Raw genomic sequence first — 20,985 nt, forward strand, 5'->3', positions numbered from 1 at the left:
TTTCACCTTGGCGGACTGGATCTTTATCCTGATGGTGTTATACGGTAAATCTTACCCACCACATCTGGGGAAGAGCCGCTTTTAATATTCACCGATCATCATTCTGCAATCATCATTGTCTTTTATTGAGTTTGGCTGTTTTCGCTGAGGCAACGAGAATAGCGGTAAGTTCATCAGCCTCATTGAGCAAACCATCTAACTGTCCATTTATAACATTTGCTTCTTTTAGCAACGTAAGCCAGTAAACGGTTTCATCCAGTTCTTGCAGCCCACCCTCAAGCTTACTGATAAATTCTGCTCTTGAGCGTGAGCGCGTGGCTTCGTGGTAATGCGCACCCACGGAAGTACCACTTCTGAGCATCTGACGACCAAGAATTCTTGCCTCTTCACGAAGTGGCAGAGTCTTAAATAATTTAATTATTGAGAGTGCAAAACGTCGTGTACGACGACGCATAATTTCTGGGGAGTGTTCTTCGACCATCCTTGGCTCCTTTGTTGTGAATCACGCATCCATACGTGATGGTTTTTCAATCATCGATCATCAATCCGAATTCATCGATGTCTTTTCATTCCGCAATCATCAATCAGTTTTAAAAGTTTGTCCAGCGCGCCGCGGTTGCGCTCGACGACGCCGCGCGCGTTTTCGCCGCGCTGGTGACGCAGGTTGGGGTTGCGGAAGCAGTCCAGCACACTCGCGGCGAGTTGCTCACTGTCCTTGACAACACACACGGCATCGCTCTCGCGTAGCATGCGGCCGATGTCGGTAAAGTTATAGAAGCTCGGACCGATGACGATCGGCAGACCCAGTGCCGCCGCCTCGATCGGGTTCTGCCCGCCGGCCGGTACCAGCGTGCCGCCGATAAAGGCGATATCGGAGGCGGCGTAAAAGAGCGGCAGCTCGCCCATGCTGTCACCAAGATAGATATCCGTGTCTGCATCACAGCCGCGGTGCTCGCTGCGACGCACAAGGTTGAAGCCGCGTTTCTCGCACAGGTTGGCGACGCTGGCGAAGCGCTCCGGATGGCGCGGCACCAGCACGAGCAGCGCATCGGGCTGGGCATGCTTAACGTGGGCATAGGCGTCGAGAACATATTCCTCTTCACCCTGGCGGGTGCTTGCCGCGATCCAGATACTGCGGCCAACACCCCAGTCCCGGCGCAACACGGCGGCCTGTTCCTTCAGGCTTGCCGGGACATGCACATCAAACTTGACGCTGCCGATGATGTGCATGTGCCCGGGCCTGACACCGAGGCCAATGAGGCGCGCGGCATCATCCTGAGACTGCGCGGCAACCACATCGATGCGGCTCATCACGCCCTGCATGAATTTGCCCAGCTTGCGGTAGCCGGCCGCGGAACGTGCCGACATCCGGGCGTTGGCGAGGATAACCGGGATGTTGCGCTGCGCGCAGTGGTGGAAGGTGTTCGGCCAGATCTCGGTTTCCATGATGATCGCCATGATCGGCTGCATCCGGTTGAGGAAGCGCGTGACCGCAAACGGCAAGTCATAGGGTGCATACACGTGCATGACAGCATCGCCGAGTGTCTCGCGCACGCGCGCCGAACCGGTCGGCGTGGTGGTGGTGATCAACACCGGGTGTTCGGGATAACGTTCGCGCAGTTTCTCGATAAGCGACACCGCAGCCTGCGCCTCACCAACCGAGACGGCATGGATCCAGATCGGTTGTTGCTCCGGTTTCAGTTCATAAAAGCCAAAGCGTTCCGCCCAACGCTCGCGGTAAGCAGGCGCACGGCGACTACGCCAAAGGAGGTAGACGATGAATAATGGCGAAAGCAGGTAGAGAATTGCGCTGTATATGTATCGAGACATAAGTTGGATTGATGAATTATGATTGATGAATGATGAATGTTAAAAACAAACACATGTTTTGAAAGCCATGCAAATTGTTAATTAAGGCGCTGGTTTTTCGATCATCAATCATCATTCCGCAATCATCAATCTCTTTCCAATCATCGATTAAGTACCGCCAGGTACGCCTCAACTCCTTCTTCAACGGTCTTGAAGGGTTTGTCGTAACCTGCGGCGCGTAGCTTGCTGATGTCGGCCTGGGTAAAGCTCTGGTAGCGGCCGCGCAGATGATCCGGGAAGGGGATGTATTCGATCTCGCCCCGGCCGTGATACTTGATGGCGGCCTCGGCCACCTCGCGGAAACTCTGGGCGCGGCCGGTGCCGACGTTGAAGATGCCTTTCACCTGCGGGTTATCGAGGAACCACAGGTTTACATCCACGACATCATCAATATAGATAAAATCACGCTGCTGGCCACCGTCTTCATAGCCGTCGATGCCCTCGAAGAGCTTCGGGTTCTCGCCCTTGAGGAGCTGCGTGTTGAGATGGAAGGCAACACTCGACATCGTGCCCTTGTGCTGTTCGCGCGGGCCGTAGACATTGAAGTAACGAAAGCCGGCGATCTGGATGCGTGCCGTGTCTATGTGACGGCGTACATATTGATCAAACTGGAACTTGGAATAGCCGTACATGTTCAGCGGCGCCTCGTTGGCGCGGTCTTCGACAAACACGCTGCCACCGCCATACACGGACGCCGAGGAGGCATAGATGAACGGGCAGTTCTGCAGCATGCAGTAATGCAGCAGGCGCTTGGAGTACTCGTAGTTCTCGAGCATCATGTAGCGGCCGTCCCATTCGGTGGTCGAGGAACAGGCGCCTTCGTGAAACACGCCCTGGATGTCAAAGCCGAAGTTGTCGCCGTCACCGGCACGGCTGATGAAGTCATCCTTGTCGAAGTAGTCGTAGATCTCGCAATCGGCGATGTTGACGAACTTGGTGCCGTCACTGAGGTCATCGACGACGATAATGTCGCGGATGCCACGTTTGTTCAAGGCCTTGACGATATTGCTGCCGATAAAGCCGGCTCCACCTGTGACGATATACACGTTATTTACTCCGCAAGTTTGATTCAGCCGGGTTCATTCACTGCCATGCCCGCGAATGGCCTCGACGATACGCGTGGTCGAGACACCCTCTTCATAATCGAGCACGATGACTTCCCCGCCGTTGTCCTGCACACATGGGCCACCGGCAATGTCTTCGGCACGGTAGTCGCCGCCCTTGACCAGCAGGTCTGGCAGGAGCTTGCAGATCAGGCGCTCGGGGGTGTCTTCGCCAAACGGCACGACCCAGTCGACGCACCCCAGCCCGGCAAGCACGGCCATGCGCTGTTCGAGCGGGTTGATGGGCCGGTCTTCACCCTTGAGGCGGCGCACCGAGTCATCGTCATTGACGGCGACAATGAGGCGGTCGCCGAGCTTGCGGGCCGCCTCGAGATAACCGACATGGCCGGCATGCAGGATGTCGAAGCAGCCATTGGTCATGACGATCCTCTCGCCATGCGCGTGGGCATCCTCGATAACCTGCAGCAGGCTGTCTTCATCCATGCTGCCACGGTCGCCCGCCTGCTGGCTCTGCAGGGCGCGACGGATCTCGGCGACACTGGCCGTGGCCGTGCCGAGCTTGCCGACCACGATACCGGCCGCAAGGTTGGCGATCGCCATGGCCTGTTCGGCGCTCTGTCCGGCGGCCATGCTCGCGGCCAGGCCGGCGATGACCGTGTCACCTGCACCGGTGACGTCATAGACCTCGCGGGCATGGGTGGGCAGGTGTACGGGCGGTTTGGCCGGGCGTAGCAGGCTCATGCCCTTGTCGCTGCGCGTGACCAGCAGGCTCTCGAGGGCGAGGCGTCGGCACAGGGCCTCGCCACGTTCGACCAGGTCGATGTCATCGGCACAGTGGCCGACCACGCCTTCAAACTCGGCCAGGTTCGGTGTGATCAGACTCGCGCCGTAATAACGTTCAAAATCCGCGCCCTTCGGGTCGACGAGCACCGGCTTGCCGGCCGTGCGGGCGTTCTCGATCAGGGCCGGGGCGCCGCGCAGGGTGCCCTTGCCATAGTCGGAGAGCAGCACCACATCGGCATCGGCGAGGTAGGTACGGAACTGCAGCAACAGGTCTTCGGGGTTGTATTCGGCGAAGCCGTCCTCGAAATCGAGGCGAATCAGCTGCTGGTGGCGACTCAGCACGCGCAGCTTGGTGATGGTCGGCTGCCCGCCGAGGCGCAGGAAGTGGCACTCGACCCCGGCTTCCTCGAGGCGTTGCTGCAGGGTATCGGCGGGCTCGTCGTTGCCGGTCACACCCAGCAAGGTCACGCTCGCGCCGAGGGCAACGATGTTCAGGGCAACGTTGGCCGCGCCGCCGGGGCGCTCTTCGGCATCGGCAACACGCACCACCGGCACCGGGGCCTCGGGTGAAATACGCGAGGTCTCGCCATGCCAGTAGCGATCCAGCATGATGTCACCGATGACAAGCACATGCGCGCGGGAGAAATCAGGCAGACTAACTTTCGGGTTCATGGACATATTGGCTGTAAATACAGGTCGCCATTGATAATTTGCGCCTATAATAACACAGCCTCCGGAGCGAAGAGCGACCCGTGGCACGATTTGTCATGCTGCCGCAAGCCGCCTAGAATCATACGTTTTACAAATCGAACCGACCTGATAACAGTGAAACAACAAAAACCCTCATTCCAGCCCACGCGCTACCTGCACCCGTCCTACTGGCTCCTATGGGTGGGCCTGGGCATGATGTGGCTGATAGCCCAGCTGCCGTACCGCGTGCAGATGGCACTCGGCAGCCTGCTCGGCTGGTTGATGTATCACTTCATCCCGGCGCGGCGACGCATCGCCGCTATCAACCTCGAGTTGTGTTTCCCTGAAAAAACCGCGGCGGAGCGCGCACAGTTACTGCGCCGTCACTTTGACTCGCTCGGCAAGGGCACCATCGAAACAGCCATGGCCTGGTGGACACCGGCCAGGCGGCTGCAACGACTCCAGCACGTCGAGGGGCTGGAACACCTCGAGGCCGCCCTGCAAGCAGGCAAGGGCGCCATCCTGCTCAGTGCCCACTTCACCAGTCTCGAACTCGGTGGTCGCCTGCTGGCCCTGCATGTTCCCTTTCACGTCATGTACCGCGAGCATCGTAACCCGTTGTTCGAGGCGGTGATGCGTTCACGCCGTGAGAACAACTTTGAGCGTGCCCACGAGCGCCAGGATATCCGCCGCATTATCGGCAGCCTGAAGGCCGGCATGCCGGTGTGGTATGCGCCGGACCAGGACTATGGCCGCAAGCACAGCGTGTTTGCCCCGTTCTTTGGTGTGCCTGCCGCCATGATTACGGCCACGGCCCGCTTTGCCAGGATCAGTGGTGCACCCGTGGTGCCGTTCTTCCCGCAACGCCTGCCGGATGGCAGCGGTTATGTGCTGCGCCTGCAACCGGCACTGGAGCATTTCCCGAGCGGTGACGATATCGCCGATGCCACGCGCATTAATAAAATCATTGAGGCAGAAATTCTGCGTCAGCCCGAACAGTACCTGTGGGTGCACCGCCGTTTCAAAACCCGCCCCGCGGGTGAAGCCCGTCCCTACCCGAAGCGCAAACGCCGCCAGCGGCGCAAACGGGCCGAACCGTGATCCCGACTCGTCGCCGCGCCCATTTATTTCACGGTGAAAAGATCTGGTATGCCCGTGACTGGCAAGCGCCACTGGAAAAAGCCGGTATCGCCAGGGGCAAGGACTGGAGCCGGTTATGCCCGGGGGATTTCGTTTCCGGTGGCTCGCCGATTACCAACTGTTTTCGCGTTGAACTGGCAAATGCTGAGGTTGGCTATTTCAAACGTTATGTCTATGCCCGGCCACGGCCACAATTCTGGATGTTACCGAGCAAGGCCGCCATCGAGGTCTTTGGCTATAACGTGATGCGCCAGCACGACATGGAGGTCCCGCGAGTAGTGGCTTACGGTGAACAGCGCCGGTATGGCAACCTGCTGGCGGCCTTCATTGTGACGAAGGAAATACCTGCCACGATCAATCTTGTGCAATTCGCGCGGGATCAATGGTCTGTCATGCCGGAACCGGCGCGCACTGAGACATACAAGCAGATTGCCGAACGCCTGTGCACGCAGGTCAGCCGCATGCATGCGGCAGGATTCTTTCATCACGATTTGAAGTGGAAGAATATTTTATTGCGCCATGATGCCGATGGCTGGCATCCGATCTGGATCGACTGCCCGCGCGCGGCGCGGGTGCGGCTGCGCAAACGGCGCTCTGTGATTATTGATCTCGGCCGCCTCGGTCGGCTCGCCGCGCATTACCTGAGTATTAAACAACGACTCCGCTGGCTACATGCCTACCTTGGTCCACAGGCCGGCAAAAAAGATGTGAAAAAGCTCTTTTACGAGGTGAAGAGCTATCTGGATCGACGGCCTGTTGCTCATGACTACGAGCTGCCAAAATAATTATTTCTCATTAAGGCTGAAAATAACTACCGCATCGCCTTTGACGCACAATAATGTCAGGCTCGAGCGTCACTTACTTAAGGCTTATTTCAGAATCTCGGCATTTCGACGGAGACCGGAATCAAGGGTATACATTAGACTTATACATACTCATATGAATATAATCTAACCAATTGTTTAATCTGATATAGTATTCAGGTCTTTCAACCTTTAACAAACGATTTGATACAAATTGAGCATTAACATGCCCAGTCCCGAAGTCACCATTCTGCTGCCAAATTACAAAACGCCTGAGATCACGAAAATCTGTCTTCGCCTCTTGCGCAAGCACACAGACACCTCACGAATCCATGTTATTGCCATCGATAACGACTCCGGTGACGAATCACTGGAGTACCTGAGATCCTTAAGCTGGATTGAGCTGATCGAGCGTCCGAAACGAGACGACGAAACACCATCATTATCTCATTCGCATGCCCTTGATGAAGCTATGGAAAGGGTTACAACGCCCTATGTATTGTCCATGCACACGGATACCTTTGTCCGTCGTGATGATTGGCTGGATTTCCTGATTGATAAAATCAAATCAGACAAGAATCTCGCCGGGGTCGGCTCCTGGAAGCTCGAGGTCAAACCATGGGTAAAACGTCTGCTCAAGCGCATCGAATACAAGTGGCAAAGCTTTTATTTTCCTCTGGTCGGCAAAGGCTACGGTAAGCTCGAGGGTAAAGGGGATAATTTCCTGTATCTGCGTAGCCATTGTGCCTTGTACCGCACCGACCTCATCCGAAAGTATGACCTGAAGTTCTCACAGGGGAATGACACGGCGGGAAAAGTCATGCACAAGATGCTCGTCGAACATGGCCACGATATGCTTTTTATCCCTTCAGAAGAACTCATTCACTACATGGTACATCTTAATCATGCCACCATGTTTCTCAATGAGGAATTCAATATCCGTCAATACAACAGAAACAAGGGAATAAGCAGAATGCGCAGGATATTTAATAAATTAAAGACACAGGAACTGCTTCAGGATGACCATCTTGATAAATGACACGCAGTCACAAGCAAGGTATTACACACCTGGCATATAGCCCTGCATGAACTTCTGGATCAGTCTTATACTCTAATATAGTTATACAATTTAATATGCGTTAAGTTTTTTCCGGAAATAATCTTGATATTTTGCATATGCTTATGACTTACCATGTCGTTCGGCCTGATCGGAAAAGGGTTCTAAGGTAGCTTGTTCCGGGAACGCCCTCCGGGTCCGTCAATTCATGACTATCGTTTTAATTCCCGTTTTTAAAGATTAGAATCCTGTCACCACGCTCATTTTCCGTGCGGTAAACCGGCTGACTACCGACCCAGCTGACAACCTCGTCTTCAAAACCGTTTTGCTTGTAGCGAATTTTTATCACGATATAGTCATAATTATATCTATACAGACCACTCTCTTCGATTTCGGGGATTTGCGAAAGTCTTGCCGGCATGTCGAGCACTGCCATCTCATTCCAGGGTATGTATCTGCCGGTGTAATAATACATGTGCTCCTGGTTAGAGAGGATACGGGCGCCTTGCGCGTTCGTTTCCAGCCACCTTGCGGCATCGCGTATATAGGCCTTGTCACTGCTCAATGAGACCATGCCGTCTGCCAGCATATAGGCAAGCACTATGATCAGCAGTGTTCTCAGTTTGCCGCCGACCGGGGCCATGGCCTTATTCGCCGTTTCTCTAAACAGTATGCGGGCAAGTGGGAAAGAGGCGAACAGGATTAGCAGTAGTGCAAGATAGAGCACATAACGGCCAGCAATAAAAAACTGCGCGATCACAAAACCTGTGATAATAAACAGATTTATAGCGATCATCCACAGCGGGAAAGAGGCATTGATTACCTGGTTCTGAATATTCTTTTTGTACAGCCCCCAGATTAGCAGCGCGGTAACCACCACACCGGTCGTTGAAAACACCTGCTCCAGAATGATGGTAACAATAATGGCGATAACGCCCTGGGTAGCAATGTTGCGGGAGTAATAGGGCAGCACCTCGCTTTTCAACAATTCTGCCTTTGCGCTAATCCCTTCAACGATGCCCTGCTGAAGCATGTCCAGCAAGACCACTGACTCCGTCAGCTTATTGGTAGTCAATTGCTCACTATCGACAAATAAAGGCAGGAACAGCATCGCTATGACTAAAAGCAAAATGGCCGGCAGCCACACGAGTAGCGCATTCTTCAATCGGTTACCGAAATTGTCCTTGGTGAAAAACAGGGCCAGCGGGGCCAGTCCGATGAAGACGATGCCCTCGATCCTGAAAAGGGTCGCGCAGATCAACGCCACGCCGGCAAGGACAGCATGGCGCGGAAGCCTGGTGCGGTTAAACCTGAGCAGCAGCCACAGGGCAGAAAACGAAAACGCCAGGTAACCGAAATCCCTTACGATCAGATCCCGGTATTCGTTCAGGGAAACACTGGTGAGAAACAGAATCGCTGCCGCCAGGGTGACTTTCCTGTCGCCACCCAGCTCCTGCGCACAACGCACGAAAGTAAACGCGAGCAGGCCCAGCAAACAGGCATTAAGAACGTATGCAGCGTGTTCCAGGCTAATAAACAGCGCCTTGCTGACAACGAGTATTAATAAGGAGAAAAAGGGCCAGTGGAATTTGTTAAAGCCCGCCGCCCATCCCTGCTCCAGGAATAAGCGGGCGGATTCAAGGTAAAGGATACCATCTGAATTTATGACCTCATCATTATAGATGACTACAATGGATATCAGGAACCCAAAAAATACCGCTGACCACGCATGATCACGATCAAGAAGTCGTACTATTGCCTGCATACCCTCATTCCTGCATCCTGCAACTGGCTATTAATATTACCTTGGCCAGTAAGATTATTATTTTATGTTGTTGCTCAAATACCTTCACTACCAACGTGCAGCAGGCCTATGCCAATGCGGCGGCCTGAACCTTCTGCGCCAATAAATTCAACGGCCTCATATTTTTCTTTTATCTCTTGCCAGAACTTATCCACCTGGATATCCGGCATGTCCGGGCGTGGCAGAATATCGTGGAAGGCAATCAGGCCACCCGGCCGCACCAGTGAGCCGTACATCTCGAAGTCCTGCTTGACGCCTTCGTAGGTGTGGTCGCCGTCGATAAAGGCGAAATCGATCTCATGCCCGCCAAAATGTGCTTTAACTTCTTCGAGCGTCTCTGCCTTGTGTGAGTCTGTGCGCAGCAGATGCATGGTCTGCTTCTCACGGGCAAAGGCACGGTAGAAAGGCACACGACAGGCAGGATAGGCACCACCAAACTCCCCGCCTGGCAGATCAACGCTTACCAGCGTGGCGTCCTCGGCTGCGGCCTGCGCCCACAGATACAAGGTGCCGCCGCGCGCCGTACCGATTTCCAGGATGCGCTTGGCTTCCAGCTCGCAGACGGCCTTGTAGAGCGATTCAATCTCATAGGGGTTCTGGCGCGGTTCAATAATCCGGTAATAGCCCTTGCCTCGATAGGCGAACGGGATGGCAAAGCGCGCCTCGCGCGAGAGGATCTTGCGCTCTAGTTCCCGCAGGCGTTTTAAGCCGTTCTTGAGGTGTCTTGCCGAGAGCAAGTTATAAAACCAGTGTTTCAACATATCGTTACCAGTATTTTAAGTTTGACGACGTTGGCTTGATTACAAACCCAGTCGCTCGGCATGCACAAAGATCGCATTTGACCACATCAACATGCCATTTTTATCGGTTTTGGGTTTGTACAAATTATACAACATGAAGCCGGCTTCCCGCAGGCAGAGGTCGATCTCGCTATACAGGGCACCCCCTTCATAAAGCGGGTTAAAGAGAAGCTCGGTATAGACAAGCAGGGTTGAGTCACGCAGGGTTTGCGGCGCGCCGCGCAGGGCGGCAAGCTCGCCCCCCTGGATATCAAATTTCATGACCTCGATACCCGGGTTGCCCTGCTCTGCACGCCACTCATCTATCGTGACAACATCGACTCTGGCGGTTTCTTTTACGGCGGCCTCGTCGGGGTACATGGCCTGCATGCGGGCACTGGGCTTGAACAGGGAGGTGCAACCCGCCGATCTGGTGATTTGCAGTTCGAGACTGCCCTGCTTCTCGCCAAGAGCAAGAAACTGGGGCTGGATGCGCGAATCCTGCTCGGCCAGCCGGGTCAAGCGTTCGCGATACATAGGCTGGGGTTCAAAGGCATAGGCCCGGGCCTTCGGAAAGACCTTCAGAAACTTGCCGGTAATGCGACCTGTGCTTGCGCCGGCATCGAGGATACCGCTGACCTGCTGATGCTTCAGCAACCCGGCCATGACCTGGTAGTGATCATCCAGGCTTACCAGGTTACCCTTGTTCTTGAATGCGGTTTTTCGCATCAGTGACCAGAATAGTTTTGCCATGTCCTTTTCCTGTTTATTATTTACCGCGCAAGACGGCGGCAATCTGCTCGACCGTGGCTTGCATATTATGCTCGCGCAAAACAAACTCTCGACCCGCCTTGCCCAGCCGGTCACGCAGAGCCTTGTCTGCCAGCAGGGTCTCGATGGCACTGCACCAGTCCGCGTCCGTGTTTACCTGCAGACTGTTTGAGGCATCCAGAATCTCGGCGGTGGCGCCTCGCACCTGTGCCACTACCGGCAGGCCACAGGCCAGGTATTGCAGGGCCTTGATCGGCGACTTGCCGCGGGTGAAGGCATCATCCCCGGGTAAGGGTAACAAACCGATGTCCAGCTGCTGCACAAAGGCCGCCTCGGTGCCGGGTGCAAACGGCGTGTACTCAAACTCGCAATCCAGTGTCGGCCGTTTGCCGCTGTAGACGGCCAGTTTTAATGCCGGCTTGGCCTTCAGCAGTTCACATAACTGCGGGCCGATGTGCTCCAGGTTTTTCAGCGTGGCCGGCGAACCGGCCCAGCCCATCACGACCTTGTTACGTTGTTCTTTTTCAACCGGCTGCCAGTGCGTGGTATCCAGCGCCATGTGGATGACCTGTACACGCCCCGAAAACCGGCGGGCATAATCGGCCAGGTAAGCATTCGCCGCCGTGACGGCATCGGCCGCCTGCAGCCATTGCCTGAGGCGGGCCTTCACCCGCCAGGCCGTAAACCAGGAGTGCGGGCGGCCGGGCCGGGTCCAGATCGCGTCATCCATGTCGAAGATGAGACGTCTGCTGGATGCGATCACCTTCGCCGCCAGCGACTTGCGCATCAGGCATTTCTGGTTAATCACCACATCATAATCCGGGATGCGTTGCAGAACCCCGGCATCGATCGCATCGCGGCGCACATAATCAAGGCTGATGTCGCGCGCGGCGAGCATTGCCTCGTACTGCACGAAACGAAACCGCGTACTGGCCTTGTCTTGATCACGACTGATGATAACCAGCACCTTCATGGTGTTTTTTAAATGCCCTGCTTGGTGATCATGATGTCTTCCATGATCAGGTACTGCAGGTCAGAACCATAAAACATGTCCAGCGCATCCTTCGGGCTACAGACCATCGGTTCACCACGGCGGTTCAGGGAGGTATTCAGTACCACGCCGTTGCCGGTATGCTTTTCCAGTTCTTCGATCAGCTGGTAATAACGTGGGTTGGTCTCTTTGGTGACGACCTGGGCACGTGCGGTGCCATCTTCGTGCACGACTTCCGGGATACGCGCCTTCCATGCCTCGGCGACATCAAAGGTGAAGGTCATATACGGTGACGGGTGATCGGTTTGCAGGATTTCAGGGGCGACACGATCCAGCATACTCGGGCAAAACGGCCGCCAGCGCTCGCGGTATTTGATCTGCGCGTTAATGCGATCGGCGACGCCGGCATGACTGGGGTCACCAAGGATACTGCGGTTACCGAGTGCGCGCGGACCAAACTCCATACGGCCCTGGAACCAGGCAATCGGGTTACCCTCTGCCAACAACTTCGCGGCGTGCACCGGCGCCTCTTCCAACATGACCCATTCAGGCTTCCTTTCGTGTTGCTTGCAGGCCTCGATGCATTGCTCGTTAGTATAGGCCGGGCCAAGATAAGCATGCCGCATAGGCTCGATCGTTTCGCCCATCTTTGCTGCCACGAACGAGGCCGCGCCGATTGAGGTACCGGCATCATTCGCCGCCGGTTGCACAAACAGCTCTTTCACCCCTGGCATCGCAATAATGCGCTGGTTGAGTTTTACGTTCAGCGCCACACCGCCGGCATAACAGATCTTGCCGGTCTCCCGAATGATGTCACCAACATAGTAATCAATCAGTTTCAGTGCGACTTCTTCAAGCAGGGCCTGAATACTTGCGGCGTAATCAATATAGGGGTCATCAATCTCGTCCCCCTCGCGTTTCGGCCCCAGCCAGTCAATCAGCTTTTGGGTAAAGTAATAGCTCTTGCCGTCATCCTTGTAACGGCGCAGGCCTACCACGTTGGCGTAGTCGGTATTTATCCTGAAGCTCTTGCCATCAAAATCGATCAGACGGGAAAAATCAAAGCGCGTCGGATCGCCATACGGCGCCATGCCCATTACCTTGAACTCGCCGTCGAGCATCTCGAAACCCAGGTACTCGGTCAGTGCGCCATACAGGCCACCAAGTGAATCCGGGTCGTAGAATTCCTTAATCTTGTGAATCTTGCCGTTCTCGGCATAACCAAACATGGTCGTCGCGTATTCGCCTTTGCCATCGATCGTCACGATCGCGGTCTTTTCCTTGAAGTCACTCAGGTGGTAGGCACTACTGGCATGGGTCATGTGGTGCTCGACCGGCACCAGCCGCACATGACGCGGGTCAAGACCGATCTCCCGCATCATGTCGTGTGCCATGCGCACATTACGACGGTAACGCCGTTTACCATTGAAGATGGCGGTCAGGGCACGATCCGGTGCATACCAGTGACGCATCGCATAATGCCAGCGGGCCGGGCTAAGCAAACCAATCGGGGCGTAAGGCATGGCGACGATATCAACTTCATCCGGCCGGATGCCGGCCTGCTCAAGACAAAATCGTGAGGCCTCTACAGGGAAACGACCCTTGGCGTGCTTGTCACGGATGAAACGCTCTTCCTCGGCAGCGGCCACAAGCTTGCCATCGATGAATAATGCCGCGGAGGCATCATGAAATACTGCGCCGGATATACCAAGGATAATCATGTTAGTGCCTGTTTGTGCTGCAAAAAACGCTCAAATAAGACCGGCATAATACAGCAAAATGTCCTGATAATTTAGCCATTTATTCTCCCGGCAGGTAATCCTGCAGGCCGGCCGCCGTCAGGCACTCACGGAACAGCGCCGCCACCTCCGGTAATTCGTGCCAGTTGCGGAAAAAACGGCGCAGATCACGGCGAAAGGCGCGCTCGAAAGCGACCTTGTCGCGGTGCAGGCGCAGGGCATCCAGATCCAGCACCACCAGCCGGCCGTCACTGATGACAAAATTGGTCGCCTTCATGTCGCCGTGACTGATTTTCTCGCGCCGCATAATATTCAATACATCGGCAAACTGGCCGGCGATGGCGCGTCGCGCTGCCCTGTCCACCGCCGGGTCACGAAAGAAGACATGGGCACTCGGTCCGTCGACCGCCTGCATGATAAACCATGCCGTGCCGCGCAGCGGCCCGAAACGGTTTTCGATCAAGGCCAACGGCCTGGCCGTGGCGATACCGTGCATAAGCAGGCGATGCGCACTCCGCCATGATTGCGCGGCCCGCGTGGGCCGCCAGGCGCGCCCCAGGCCATGCCAGATACTCTTGATGTTATAGCGTTTACTCACCAGCTGCTGCTGGCCAAACCGGACCGATGTCACCGTGCAGGTATTACCGGCTTTTATCATGCTGCGCCGGGCCGTCAACGGCAGGTGATCCGGGTCATGCACCAGATCACGAAACAGGGCATCATCCTGCTGCCGGTCATAGACATGAAAACGTCGCCAGGTTTGCCCGGCGGCGAAGGCCGTGCAATTGCGGAAGATTTTGTCGAGGAACTTGCGTTGCTTGTAACGGCGCTGCTGCCTGATCATCGACTGCAGGCTTTCGCTATCTGTCTCCGATACCTGCCAGCCACGCTGCCCGGCATAGCGCGGGTAGAACATATTCACCCATGCATCATATTCAGGCCCGAGCAGGGCAAACAGCGCGGCAAGATTATCCAGCGAGGCCCGCTTGTTCACTGCTGCCGGATTGACCTCTATATCCGCGGCATCCAGTGTGTACAACACCGAATCACTGTAAATAAAATTTTGCATGTGCAGGTCTTGTTGTCGCAGGCCGGCAGCGTGGTGCGCGGCCAGCACGTCGACCAGTTCACCAACCAGCTGCCGGCGACCGGCAACGTCTGCGCCTTCCCAACGTTCACGACTGCTTACCGGTCTTTCGAGCGCGGCATAGACCAGCAGGTGCGCGGCAGGCTCGGGCAGGCTCGTACTCAGGAGCAAAGCCGGTGCAGGAATCGCCTTCTCCTTCAGAACCGCGATGCCACGCTGCTCATACTGCCATTCCCGTTTCGCCCGTGAACCCGTTGAGAATAACTTTATAAAGACTGTGCGCGCACCCCACCTGCCCCGGCAGACATAACGCCTGCCCGGCATGGCGCGCACGACTGCCTCACAAATGATGACCTCGCCTTGTGGCAGGTTAATCGTGAAGGGGACCGCTGGTGTGTACCCCGACTGCCAGATGTCTGCGGCATCCTGCATGTCAGTTGCCGGCCTTTCGCTGCTGCTTTTCCCCGGCCCTTTGCGCGAGCCTGCGCCACAGCTTTCGCAGCTTCGGATCCCGGGTGCCGGTATTGAGATACGACGTCAGAAACCGCAGGCGGTCTGCCCGGCTGAAGCCGTGTGCGTGCCGGTTGAGGGTATCAAGGTCACGAAACATGGCGCTGTCCTTGAACAGGCAGTGCCTGGTTTTTTCAAGATCAATCAGGCGCACCTCGAAACCCGCTTCGCGCGGCTTCACAAACAGGTGTTTCGGGTACAGGCAATTATGCTGTAAGTGTCGCGCATGCAGGCGTGCCAGCACCTCTGCAACCTGCGCGATTAATTCCCTGCGCTGTGAGCCGGTGAGTGCCTGCAGTTCGATCTCATCCAGCGGCACAAAGCCGTCGAGCGCCTCGGTGACGAGGATCGCGCGCCGGGCGCCATCAACATTTCGCGTTGCAAAGTAGACCGGCACCAGTGCGGGCACATGCCCTTGTTGCAGGGCATGAATATTTTTCATTTCGCGGACAAAGGTGGGCATGCCGCGCAACGGATGCCGCCATGTGTGCGTGACGTGGTTTTCCTGCCGTTTCAGAAACACAACACGACTGGTGCCATCTGCACCGGTAAGCTCCAGGCGACTCACACCACTCCAGCCGCCACGACGGACATTCGGTTCTTCAAACCAGTCGACATCTTTCTGCCACCAGTCCGTAAAAGACATCAGGCCATTATTGGCGAGTGTCTCTTGCCAGTTGTCCGCCAGGTAATCCTGCATCAAGCCGCTTAACGCTTGCGGAGTACGTAGATACGCCACATGGCGTAGTACTTGAGAAAATCCACATGGTCGACGATCTCGAAACCGGCCTCGCGCATTTCCGCCTCGATACTCTCGCGCGGCTGGACAAAACGATTCTGGTAGGCCTTGTGTTTTCGACGTTGTTCGAGCTTCGCGCGCTTGCGTGCCTTGACGTTGCCATCCACCCACAGTGATACGATCACGCTATCAGACGTGACGCGATGAAACTCGCGCAACATCTTCATGCGGTCTTCATGCTCACCGATGTGATGCAGCAGGCGCATGCTGAAAATGCACTCGACAAAGTTGTCCGGTTTCGGGATGTCGAAGGCCGAGGCCTGGAAGGTTTCAATACGGCTCGTAATCGTTGCCGGCCGCTCGGCCATGGCAACATCGAGCATGCTCTGGTTATAGTCAGCCGCATATAGCTGGCGGCCCTTGTCTTCGGCGAGCATTTCCCAGAAGCGGCCCGTGCCGGAAGGAAGGTCGAGTACCGTGCGCGGGTGGCCGGCGATCTTCAGTGCCTTGCGGGCGATACTGATTTCGCGTTTGTTCGACAGGTTTCGCCAGAAGCCATCTGTGTGTTTATGAAAATACGCGTGCGCATGTTCATCCGTATATTTCCCGGAGAACTCCAGTTCAGGCACGTCTTTGTTTGTTTCGCTCATGCTGTTCCTCGTTGGCAATCCCTTCAGGCATTGCTGTCATACCATATGCTGCAGGCAGGCCGGTAATGGGGCTGTCTTGCCCTTGTCTTTTCGATAGGTGCGCATAATGCGCGCTAACACCTTCCGCCAGAAGTCCTGACGGCTGACCAGCGCCTCGCGCCAGTTTTGCCCTGTATACGCCTCGATGAAGCGGATCATATCACTTCGGTGCAGGACAATGCCCTTGCTGTCGAACAGGGCCGAATACAGCAGGCCGGCGATATCCTTCACCGCCCAGCGCTCGGGCAGCCTGTCGCGCTGCTCGACCCGGTGCAGGTCCATCAGGTAGATATGCAGGTCATCCGCGTCCGGCAGCGGCGCGGCCTTGCTCATGTCCAGCCGGAAGTGGCACAGGTAAAAATCGCGGTGGTTCATGCCGTTACCGTGCAGGCGGCAGCCGATGTCACCGAGCCGACGAATGATGGCCCGTTTCAGGCGCAGACGTTCGCCCCGGTCTGGCCACTGTTCCAGTTCGGGTAGCCAGTGCTCGAGGTCGACCGTGTCATCCAACGCATCAGTCATGATGAATGACCGCTGCCGGGCCGGGTTCCAGCCCTGCTTGCCGCAGGCGGCCAGGCGCATGGTCTCAATGCCTACCCCGGGCTGCTCAAAGCGGCGGATGGCCCGCCATTCGTTTTCCGCGCCGAGCACGGGCCGTTTCAACTGCAGCAGGTTCTTGAATATCTCGCCCCAGCCGACCCCGAAATGGGCCTTCATATAAAAGGCCTGGCCACCGCGCTCGAAACGATAGGTGCGCCGCGAGGCCACCTCCTGCTTGACGGTTTCGCCGTCGATGGCGAGGAAATCCTCGACCGTGCGTTCCGGGAACAGCACCTTCAGGTCATCGCGCAGATAAGTCATGCCGTCTCCCGGTGGTCCCTTGCGGCATTTCTTTGGGCACGCGTAATAATGACATCGGCGGCGCGCTCAATCAGGCTGTACAAATCGGTCTGCTCACAATACCGCGGCCCGTTCGCGGCCCACTGCGCGAGTTTATCGCTGGCAATCATCTCACTTAACAGCCGGTTAAACTGTGACTGGCTGAACGGTTCCGGGCAGACCCTGCCGGCGTCGGCATCCCGCACATGGTAGGCGAAGCCGCAATTGGCCGTGACCAGGATCGGCAGCGAGCAGAGCATGGCCTCGATCAGGATCGTGCCCGTGTTCTCGCTGTAGGGCGGGTGCACGAGCAGGTCGGCGGCATGATAAAAGCGCACCAGGTCCTCGCGCGCGCCGGTAAACACCACACGGTCCAGGATGCCGAGCTGCCCGGCCTGCTTGCGATAGGGGCCCTGCTTGTCGCCGCCGACGACCACGAGGCGCACCTGTTCGCGCTGCGCCTCGGGCAAGGCAGCGACGGCCTCGAGGGCCCGGTCCAGTCCCTTGGTCTTGAAACGGGCCCCGACCAGTAACAACATCTTTTCCTGCGCGGCGACGCCGAGCTCGGCGCGTAAGCCGGCAAGGTCTTCCGGCAAGGGCTGGTGCTCAAAGCGTGCCTTGTTGATCCCCGGTGGCAGCAGGTGGAAACGCGCCGCTTCGGTGCCGTAATACTGCACAAAGTATTGCTGCTCGCCGTGGGCGATCAGCATCAACTCGGTGTCGAGACCCTTGTCAAAGACGGCGGCCTCCTGGCGACGGAAGCCACGGTAGCGCGGGGTAAAGCGATACCACCACGGACGGCTCTGGCGAACCCGCTCGACATAACAGGGGTCACCGGCGTAGTAGACATCCAGGCCCGGGATCTTGGTAAAGCCGATCACGGCATCAAAGCCGCCATCGCGTTTTACCGCGTCGGCCAGCTTGCGCGCGAGGATATCGTTACTGCGCACATTGGTCAGCGCGCGCGTGTCGAGTTCGTGCACGTGGATACTGTCATCACGTTCGCCAATCCAGCCGCCGGTAAAGATGTGTACCTCGTGGCCCCGGCGCGCGCACTCCTGCGCGATACGCAGCAGGCTGCGTTGCATGCCACCGTATTCAAAAAACAGCGACACGGCGAAGGCCAGTTTGTAACGCACCTCTTTTTTCATGGGGTCGTTCATGAACCCGGCCCCTCGAGCACGGCACTGAGGTGTTCGAGGACTTCATCGACCGTAATCAATTGCATGGCCCGCGCATCGTGTACGCGTGTGCCCCACTCGATGGTTTCCGGATCCTTGCCCAAAATCTCACGCACGGCCTGGTCAAAGTGATCAATCACATACTCGCGCTGCCGGTACGGCCCCGATAACCAGGACGGGGCCACGGCATACAGGCCGACGACGGGCGTGCCCACGGCGACGGCCATGTGGACCGGGCCGGTATCCGGTGCCAGCACGCAGTCGGCCACTTCAAGCAAGGCGGCCAGCTGCTTCGGGCTGGTCTGGCTGGCGAGGTTCTTTACCGGGTTCACCAGCTGTTCTTCAATCGCTTTGATCAGGGCCACTTCGACCGGATGCGTGCCGCCGGTAAGGATGACCCGGGCGCCCTTTTCCTGCAGATGGGTGATGACACTGGCGTAGCGTTCGACCGGCCAGTTGCGTTCGGGTTTACTCGCCGCCGGGTTCACGATCACCACGCGGCCCGTGCCACCCACCAGTTGCTGCCGCGCCCAGTCGCGCTCGGCATCGCCAATCGGCAGGCGCCAGTCGATCATGGTCTCTTCGATGCCCAGCGACTTCGCAAAGGCAAGGAAGCTGTCCATCAGATGTTCACGGGCAAAGGGGATCGCCGCGTTGGTAAACCAGGCCTGCCTGTCGCGGGCACGCCGGGCATCGAAACCGATCTTCAACGGCGCGTGGATAAACGGGTAGATCAGATTGGTGCGCCACGCCGCCTGCATGGCCAGCAATACATCGAAGCGTTCCTGCTTGAGCCGCTTGCGCAGAGCCAGGTAATCAGCGATGCCGCGTGGCTTGTCGATGACGATGAACTCGACGCCGTCCATGCCCTCGACCAGATCATAGGCCGGGCGGGAAATGATCCAGGTGATCCGCGCCTGCGGCAGGGCATGTTGCAGGGTGCGGATTGCGGGCACCACCATGCACACATCCCCAAGCGCCGACAGGCGCAACACGACTATGCGGCGGATATCCTTTAACGCCGGCTTCACGAGGCCTGCTCCAGGGCGGCAATGACTTGTTGCGGCAGCAGGTCTTTCAGGCACTTCAGGTGACCAAGCGGGCATTCGCGTTTAAAACACGGGCTGCAATCCAGACCCAGGCGTAGCACCTGCGCCTGTTCGTTCAGTGGCGGCGTAAAGCCCGGGTCCGAAGAGCCGTATATAGCGACCAGCGAGCGGCCCAGGCTGGCTGCCACGTGCATGAGGCCGGAGTCGTTACTGACCACGTGTGTCGCCAGCGACATGAGATCGATCGCCTCACCCAGCGAGGTGCGGCCGGCAAGGTCCACGCAGCGGTTATCGGTCTGCGTATTGATTGCTGCCGTGACCGACTCGTCCTTGTTCGAACCGAACAACCAGACCTGACCGCCTTTGGCCAGCCAGTAGCATGCCACCTCGGCATAATATTCTTCCGGCCAGCGCTTGGCCGGGCCGTACTCGGCGCCGGGGCAAAGGACGAGGATCGGTTTTTCTTTATCCAGGCCATGTTTGTTCAAGGCTCTATCGACCCCGGCAGCGGAAATCGATAAAACCGGTGTCGGTATTGCTGACGGCTGCGGTGCGTCCGCGGCATATGCCAGCGCGCAGAAACGCTGCACGGTCATGGTCAGGGTGGTCTTATCCAGCCTGCGTGCATCATTGAGCAGGCCATAACGCAGCTCACCGACATACCCGGTACGTTTGAGGGCGCCGCTAAAGAACGGCACCAGCGCTGACTTCCACGAGTTCGGCAGGACGATCGCTTGTGCGTAGTTATTCGCGCGCAGTTGCCGACCCAAGCGACGGCGTTTGCCAAAACCGAACTCGCCATGCCCGAACGGCATGTCGATGGCGGCATGGACCTCCGGCATACGTTCCAGCAGGGGGCGTGACCAGGCCGGGGCGAGCACGTCGATCAGGCAACCGGGGTGCTGCTGCTTGAGGGTCATGAACAGGCTTTGGGCCATGACCATATCACCGACCCAGGACGGGCCGACAACCAGGATTTTTGATGCGGGAGTAACAGGCATGGCGCGGCTACTCGTCAGACCCCGCGTTGGCCACGGCGTATAACGTGAGTATCTTATTTATCCTTCAGTACGTATTCGGCGCCACAGTAGGGGCACTTGGCCTTACCGGTCTGCTCAATCGGCAGGAACACACGCGGGTGGGAGTTCCATAACGACTGGCCCGGCATCGGGCAGTGCAGCGGCAAATCCGCACGCGTCACTTCGTAACGGGTATGCACCCTGCTTGAGTTTGAATTCATTTGTGCCTCAGCCATGTTCTCTCCTCCGGCCTGCAATTATTATATTTTATCACTGCTGTCCCGTTAATTCCCTCTCCCTTCGGGAGAGGGTTAGGGTGAGGGGATTTAGATTCGATAACAC

At 57.0% G+C, this 20,985-nt stretch carries 20 protein-coding genes; 3 read left to right on the forward strand and 17 right to left on the reverse strand.

Going from position 1 to position 20,985, the window contains the following annotated elements; all coding sequences use genetic code 11:
- Positions 1–112: 112 nt before the first annotated feature.
- The 4 genes from RQ738_RS09740 to hldE all read right to left on the reverse strand — a co-directional run bounded on the left by RQ738_RS09740 (position 113) and on the right by hldE (position 4,388).
- The gene (locus tag RQ738_RS09740; protein WP_295537633.1) at positions 113–481 is read right to left on the reverse strand and encodes a four helix bundle protein; all 369 of its coding nucleotides are present in this window, start codon (positions 479–481) and stop codon (positions 113–115) included.
- Positions 482–552: 71 nt separating this feature from the next.
- Positions 553–1,830, reverse strand: a complete 1,278-nt coding sequence (waaA, locus tag RQ738_RS09745; RefSeq protein ID WP_314164927.1) for a lipid IV(A) 3-deoxy-D-manno-octulosonic acid transferase — start codon at positions 1,828–1,830, stop codon at positions 553–555.
- Positions 1,831–1,970: 140 nt separating this feature from the next.
- The gene (rfaD, locus tag RQ738_RS09750) at positions 1,971–2,915 is read right to left on the reverse strand and encodes an ADP-glyceromanno-heptose 6-epimerase (RefSeq protein ID WP_314164931.1); all 945 of its coding nucleotides are present in this window, start codon (positions 2,913–2,915) and stop codon (positions 1,971–1,973) included.
- 33 nt (positions 2,916–2,948) lie between these two features.
- Positions 2,949–4,388, reverse strand: a complete 1,440-nt coding sequence (hldE, locus tag RQ738_RS09755) for a bifunctional D-glycero-beta-D-manno-heptose-7-phosphate kinase/D-glycero-beta-D-manno-heptose 1-phosphate adenylyltransferase HldE (protein WP_314164934.1) — start codon at positions 4,386–4,388, stop codon at positions 2,949–2,951.
- A gap of 153 nt (positions 4,389–4,541) precedes the next feature.
- On the opposite strand from hldE, the gene lpxL reads away from it, so the two are divergent.
- From lpxL to RQ738_RS09770, 3 genes are all read left to right on the forward strand, one after another.
- Positions 4,542–5,507, forward strand: a complete 966-nt coding sequence (lpxL, locus tag RQ738_RS09760) for an LpxL/LpxP family Kdo(2)-lipid IV(A) lauroyl/palmitoleoyl acyltransferase (protein WP_314164936.1) — start codon at positions 4,542–4,544, stop codon at positions 5,505–5,507.
- Positions 5,504–6,331 (forward strand): lipopolysaccharide kinase InaA family protein, encoded by an 828-nt coding sequence (locus tag RQ738_RS09765; RefSeq protein ID WP_314164941.1) that lies wholly within the window; start codon positions 5,504–5,506, stop codon positions 6,329–6,331. The genes lpxL and RQ738_RS09765 overlap by 4 nt, the downstream gene beginning before the upstream one ends.
- 244 nt (positions 6,332–6,575) lie before the next feature.
- Positions 6,576–7,388, forward strand: a complete 813-nt coding sequence (locus RQ738_RS09770) for a glycosyltransferase family 2 protein (protein WP_314164942.1) — start codon at positions 6,576–6,578, stop codon at positions 7,386–7,388.
- A 238-nt stretch (positions 7,389–7,626) separates the two neighbouring features.
- Here RQ738_RS09770 and RQ738_RS09775 read toward each other — a convergent pair whose 3' ends face one another.
- The 13 genes from RQ738_RS09775 to RQ738_RS09835 all read right to left on the reverse strand — a co-directional run bounded on the left by RQ738_RS09775 (position 7,627) and on the right by RQ738_RS09835 (position 20,879).
- Positions 7,627–9,171, reverse strand: coding sequence for a hypothetical protein (locus RQ738_RS09775; RefSeq protein ID WP_314164944.1), 1,545 nt, complete (start codon positions 9,169–9,171; stop codon positions 7,627–7,629).
- Between the two features lie 74 nt (positions 9,172–9,245).
- Positions 9,246–9,971, reverse strand: coding sequence for a class I SAM-dependent methyltransferase (locus RQ738_RS09780; protein ID WP_314164945.1), 726 nt, complete (start codon positions 9,969–9,971; stop codon positions 9,246–9,248).
- Positions 9,972–10,010: 39 nt separating this feature from the next.
- Positions 10,011–10,742: an FkbM family methyltransferase gene (locus RQ738_RS09785; RefSeq protein WP_314164946.1), complete on the reverse strand. Its 732-nt coding sequence runs from the start codon at positions 10,740–10,742 to the stop codon at positions 10,011–10,013.
- 16 nt (positions 10,743–10,758) lie between these two features.
- Positions 10,759–11,733 (reverse strand): glycosyltransferase family 4 protein, encoded by a 975-nt coding sequence (locus tag RQ738_RS09790; RefSeq protein ID WP_314164947.1) that lies wholly within the window; start codon positions 11,731–11,733, stop codon positions 10,759–10,761.
- Between the two features lie 8 nt (positions 11,734–11,741).
- Positions 11,742–13,472: a carbamoyltransferase gene (locus RQ738_RS09795; protein WP_314164948.1), complete on the reverse strand. Its 1,731-nt coding sequence runs from the start codon at positions 13,470–13,472 to the stop codon at positions 11,742–11,744.
- A 79-nt stretch (positions 13,473–13,551) separates the two neighbouring features.
- Positions 13,552–15,009 carry a lipopolysaccharide kinase InaA family protein gene (locus tag RQ738_RS09800; protein ID WP_314164949.1) on the reverse strand — a complete coding sequence of 486 codons (1,458 nt, stop codon included), beginning with the start codon at positions 15,007–15,009 and terminating at the stop codon, positions 13,552–13,554.
- A gap of 1 nt (position 15,010) precedes the next feature.
- Complete coding sequence (locus RQ738_RS09805; RefSeq protein WP_314164950.1) at positions 15,011–15,826, reverse strand: lipopolysaccharide kinase InaA family protein; 816 nt, start codon at positions 15,824–15,826, stop codon at positions 15,011–15,013.
- A complete protein-coding gene (locus RQ738_RS09810) occupies positions 15,796–16,476 on the reverse strand; it encodes a class I SAM-dependent methyltransferase (protein ID WP_314164951.1) in 681 nt (226 codons plus the stop codon). The genes RQ738_RS09805 and RQ738_RS09810 overlap by 31 nt, the downstream gene beginning before the upstream one ends.
- A 36-nt stretch (positions 16,477–16,512) precedes the next feature.
- The gene (rfaP, locus tag RQ738_RS09815; RefSeq protein WP_314164952.1) at positions 16,513–17,376 is read right to left on the reverse strand and encodes a lipopolysaccharide core heptose(I) kinase RfaP; all 864 of its coding nucleotides are present in this window, start codon (positions 17,374–17,376) and stop codon (positions 16,513–16,515) included.
- The gene (locus RQ738_RS09820; protein WP_314164954.1) at positions 17,373–18,557 is read right to left on the reverse strand and encodes a glycosyltransferase family 4 protein; all 1,185 of its coding nucleotides are present in this window, start codon (positions 18,555–18,557) and stop codon (positions 17,373–17,375) included. The genes rfaP and RQ738_RS09820 overlap by 4 nt, the downstream gene beginning before the upstream one ends.
- A complete protein-coding gene (locus tag RQ738_RS09825) occupies positions 18,554–19,606 on the reverse strand; it encodes a glycosyltransferase family 9 protein (protein WP_314164955.1) in 1,053 nt (350 codons plus the stop codon). The genes RQ738_RS09820 and RQ738_RS09825 overlap by 4 nt, the downstream gene beginning before the upstream one ends.
- On the reverse strand, positions 19,603–20,625 hold the full coding sequence (waaF, locus tag RQ738_RS09830; RefSeq protein WP_314164956.1) for a lipopolysaccharide heptosyltransferase II: 1,023 nt from the start codon (positions 20,623–20,625) through the stop codon (positions 19,603–19,605). The genes RQ738_RS09825 and waaF overlap by 4 nt, the downstream gene beginning before the upstream one ends.
- Before the next feature lie 53 nt (positions 20,626–20,678).
- Entirely contained in the window at positions 20,679–20,879 is a 201-nt protein-coding gene (locus RQ738_RS09835; RefSeq protein WP_314164957.1) for a zinc-finger domain-containing protein, read from the reverse strand.
- Positions 20,880–20,985: the final 106 nt, after the last annotated feature.

It is taken from the genome of Sulfuriflexus sp. (assembly GCF_032250955.1).
Classification (GTDB): domain Bacteria; phylum Pseudomonadota; class Gammaproteobacteria; order AKS1; family AKS1; genus Sulfuriflexus.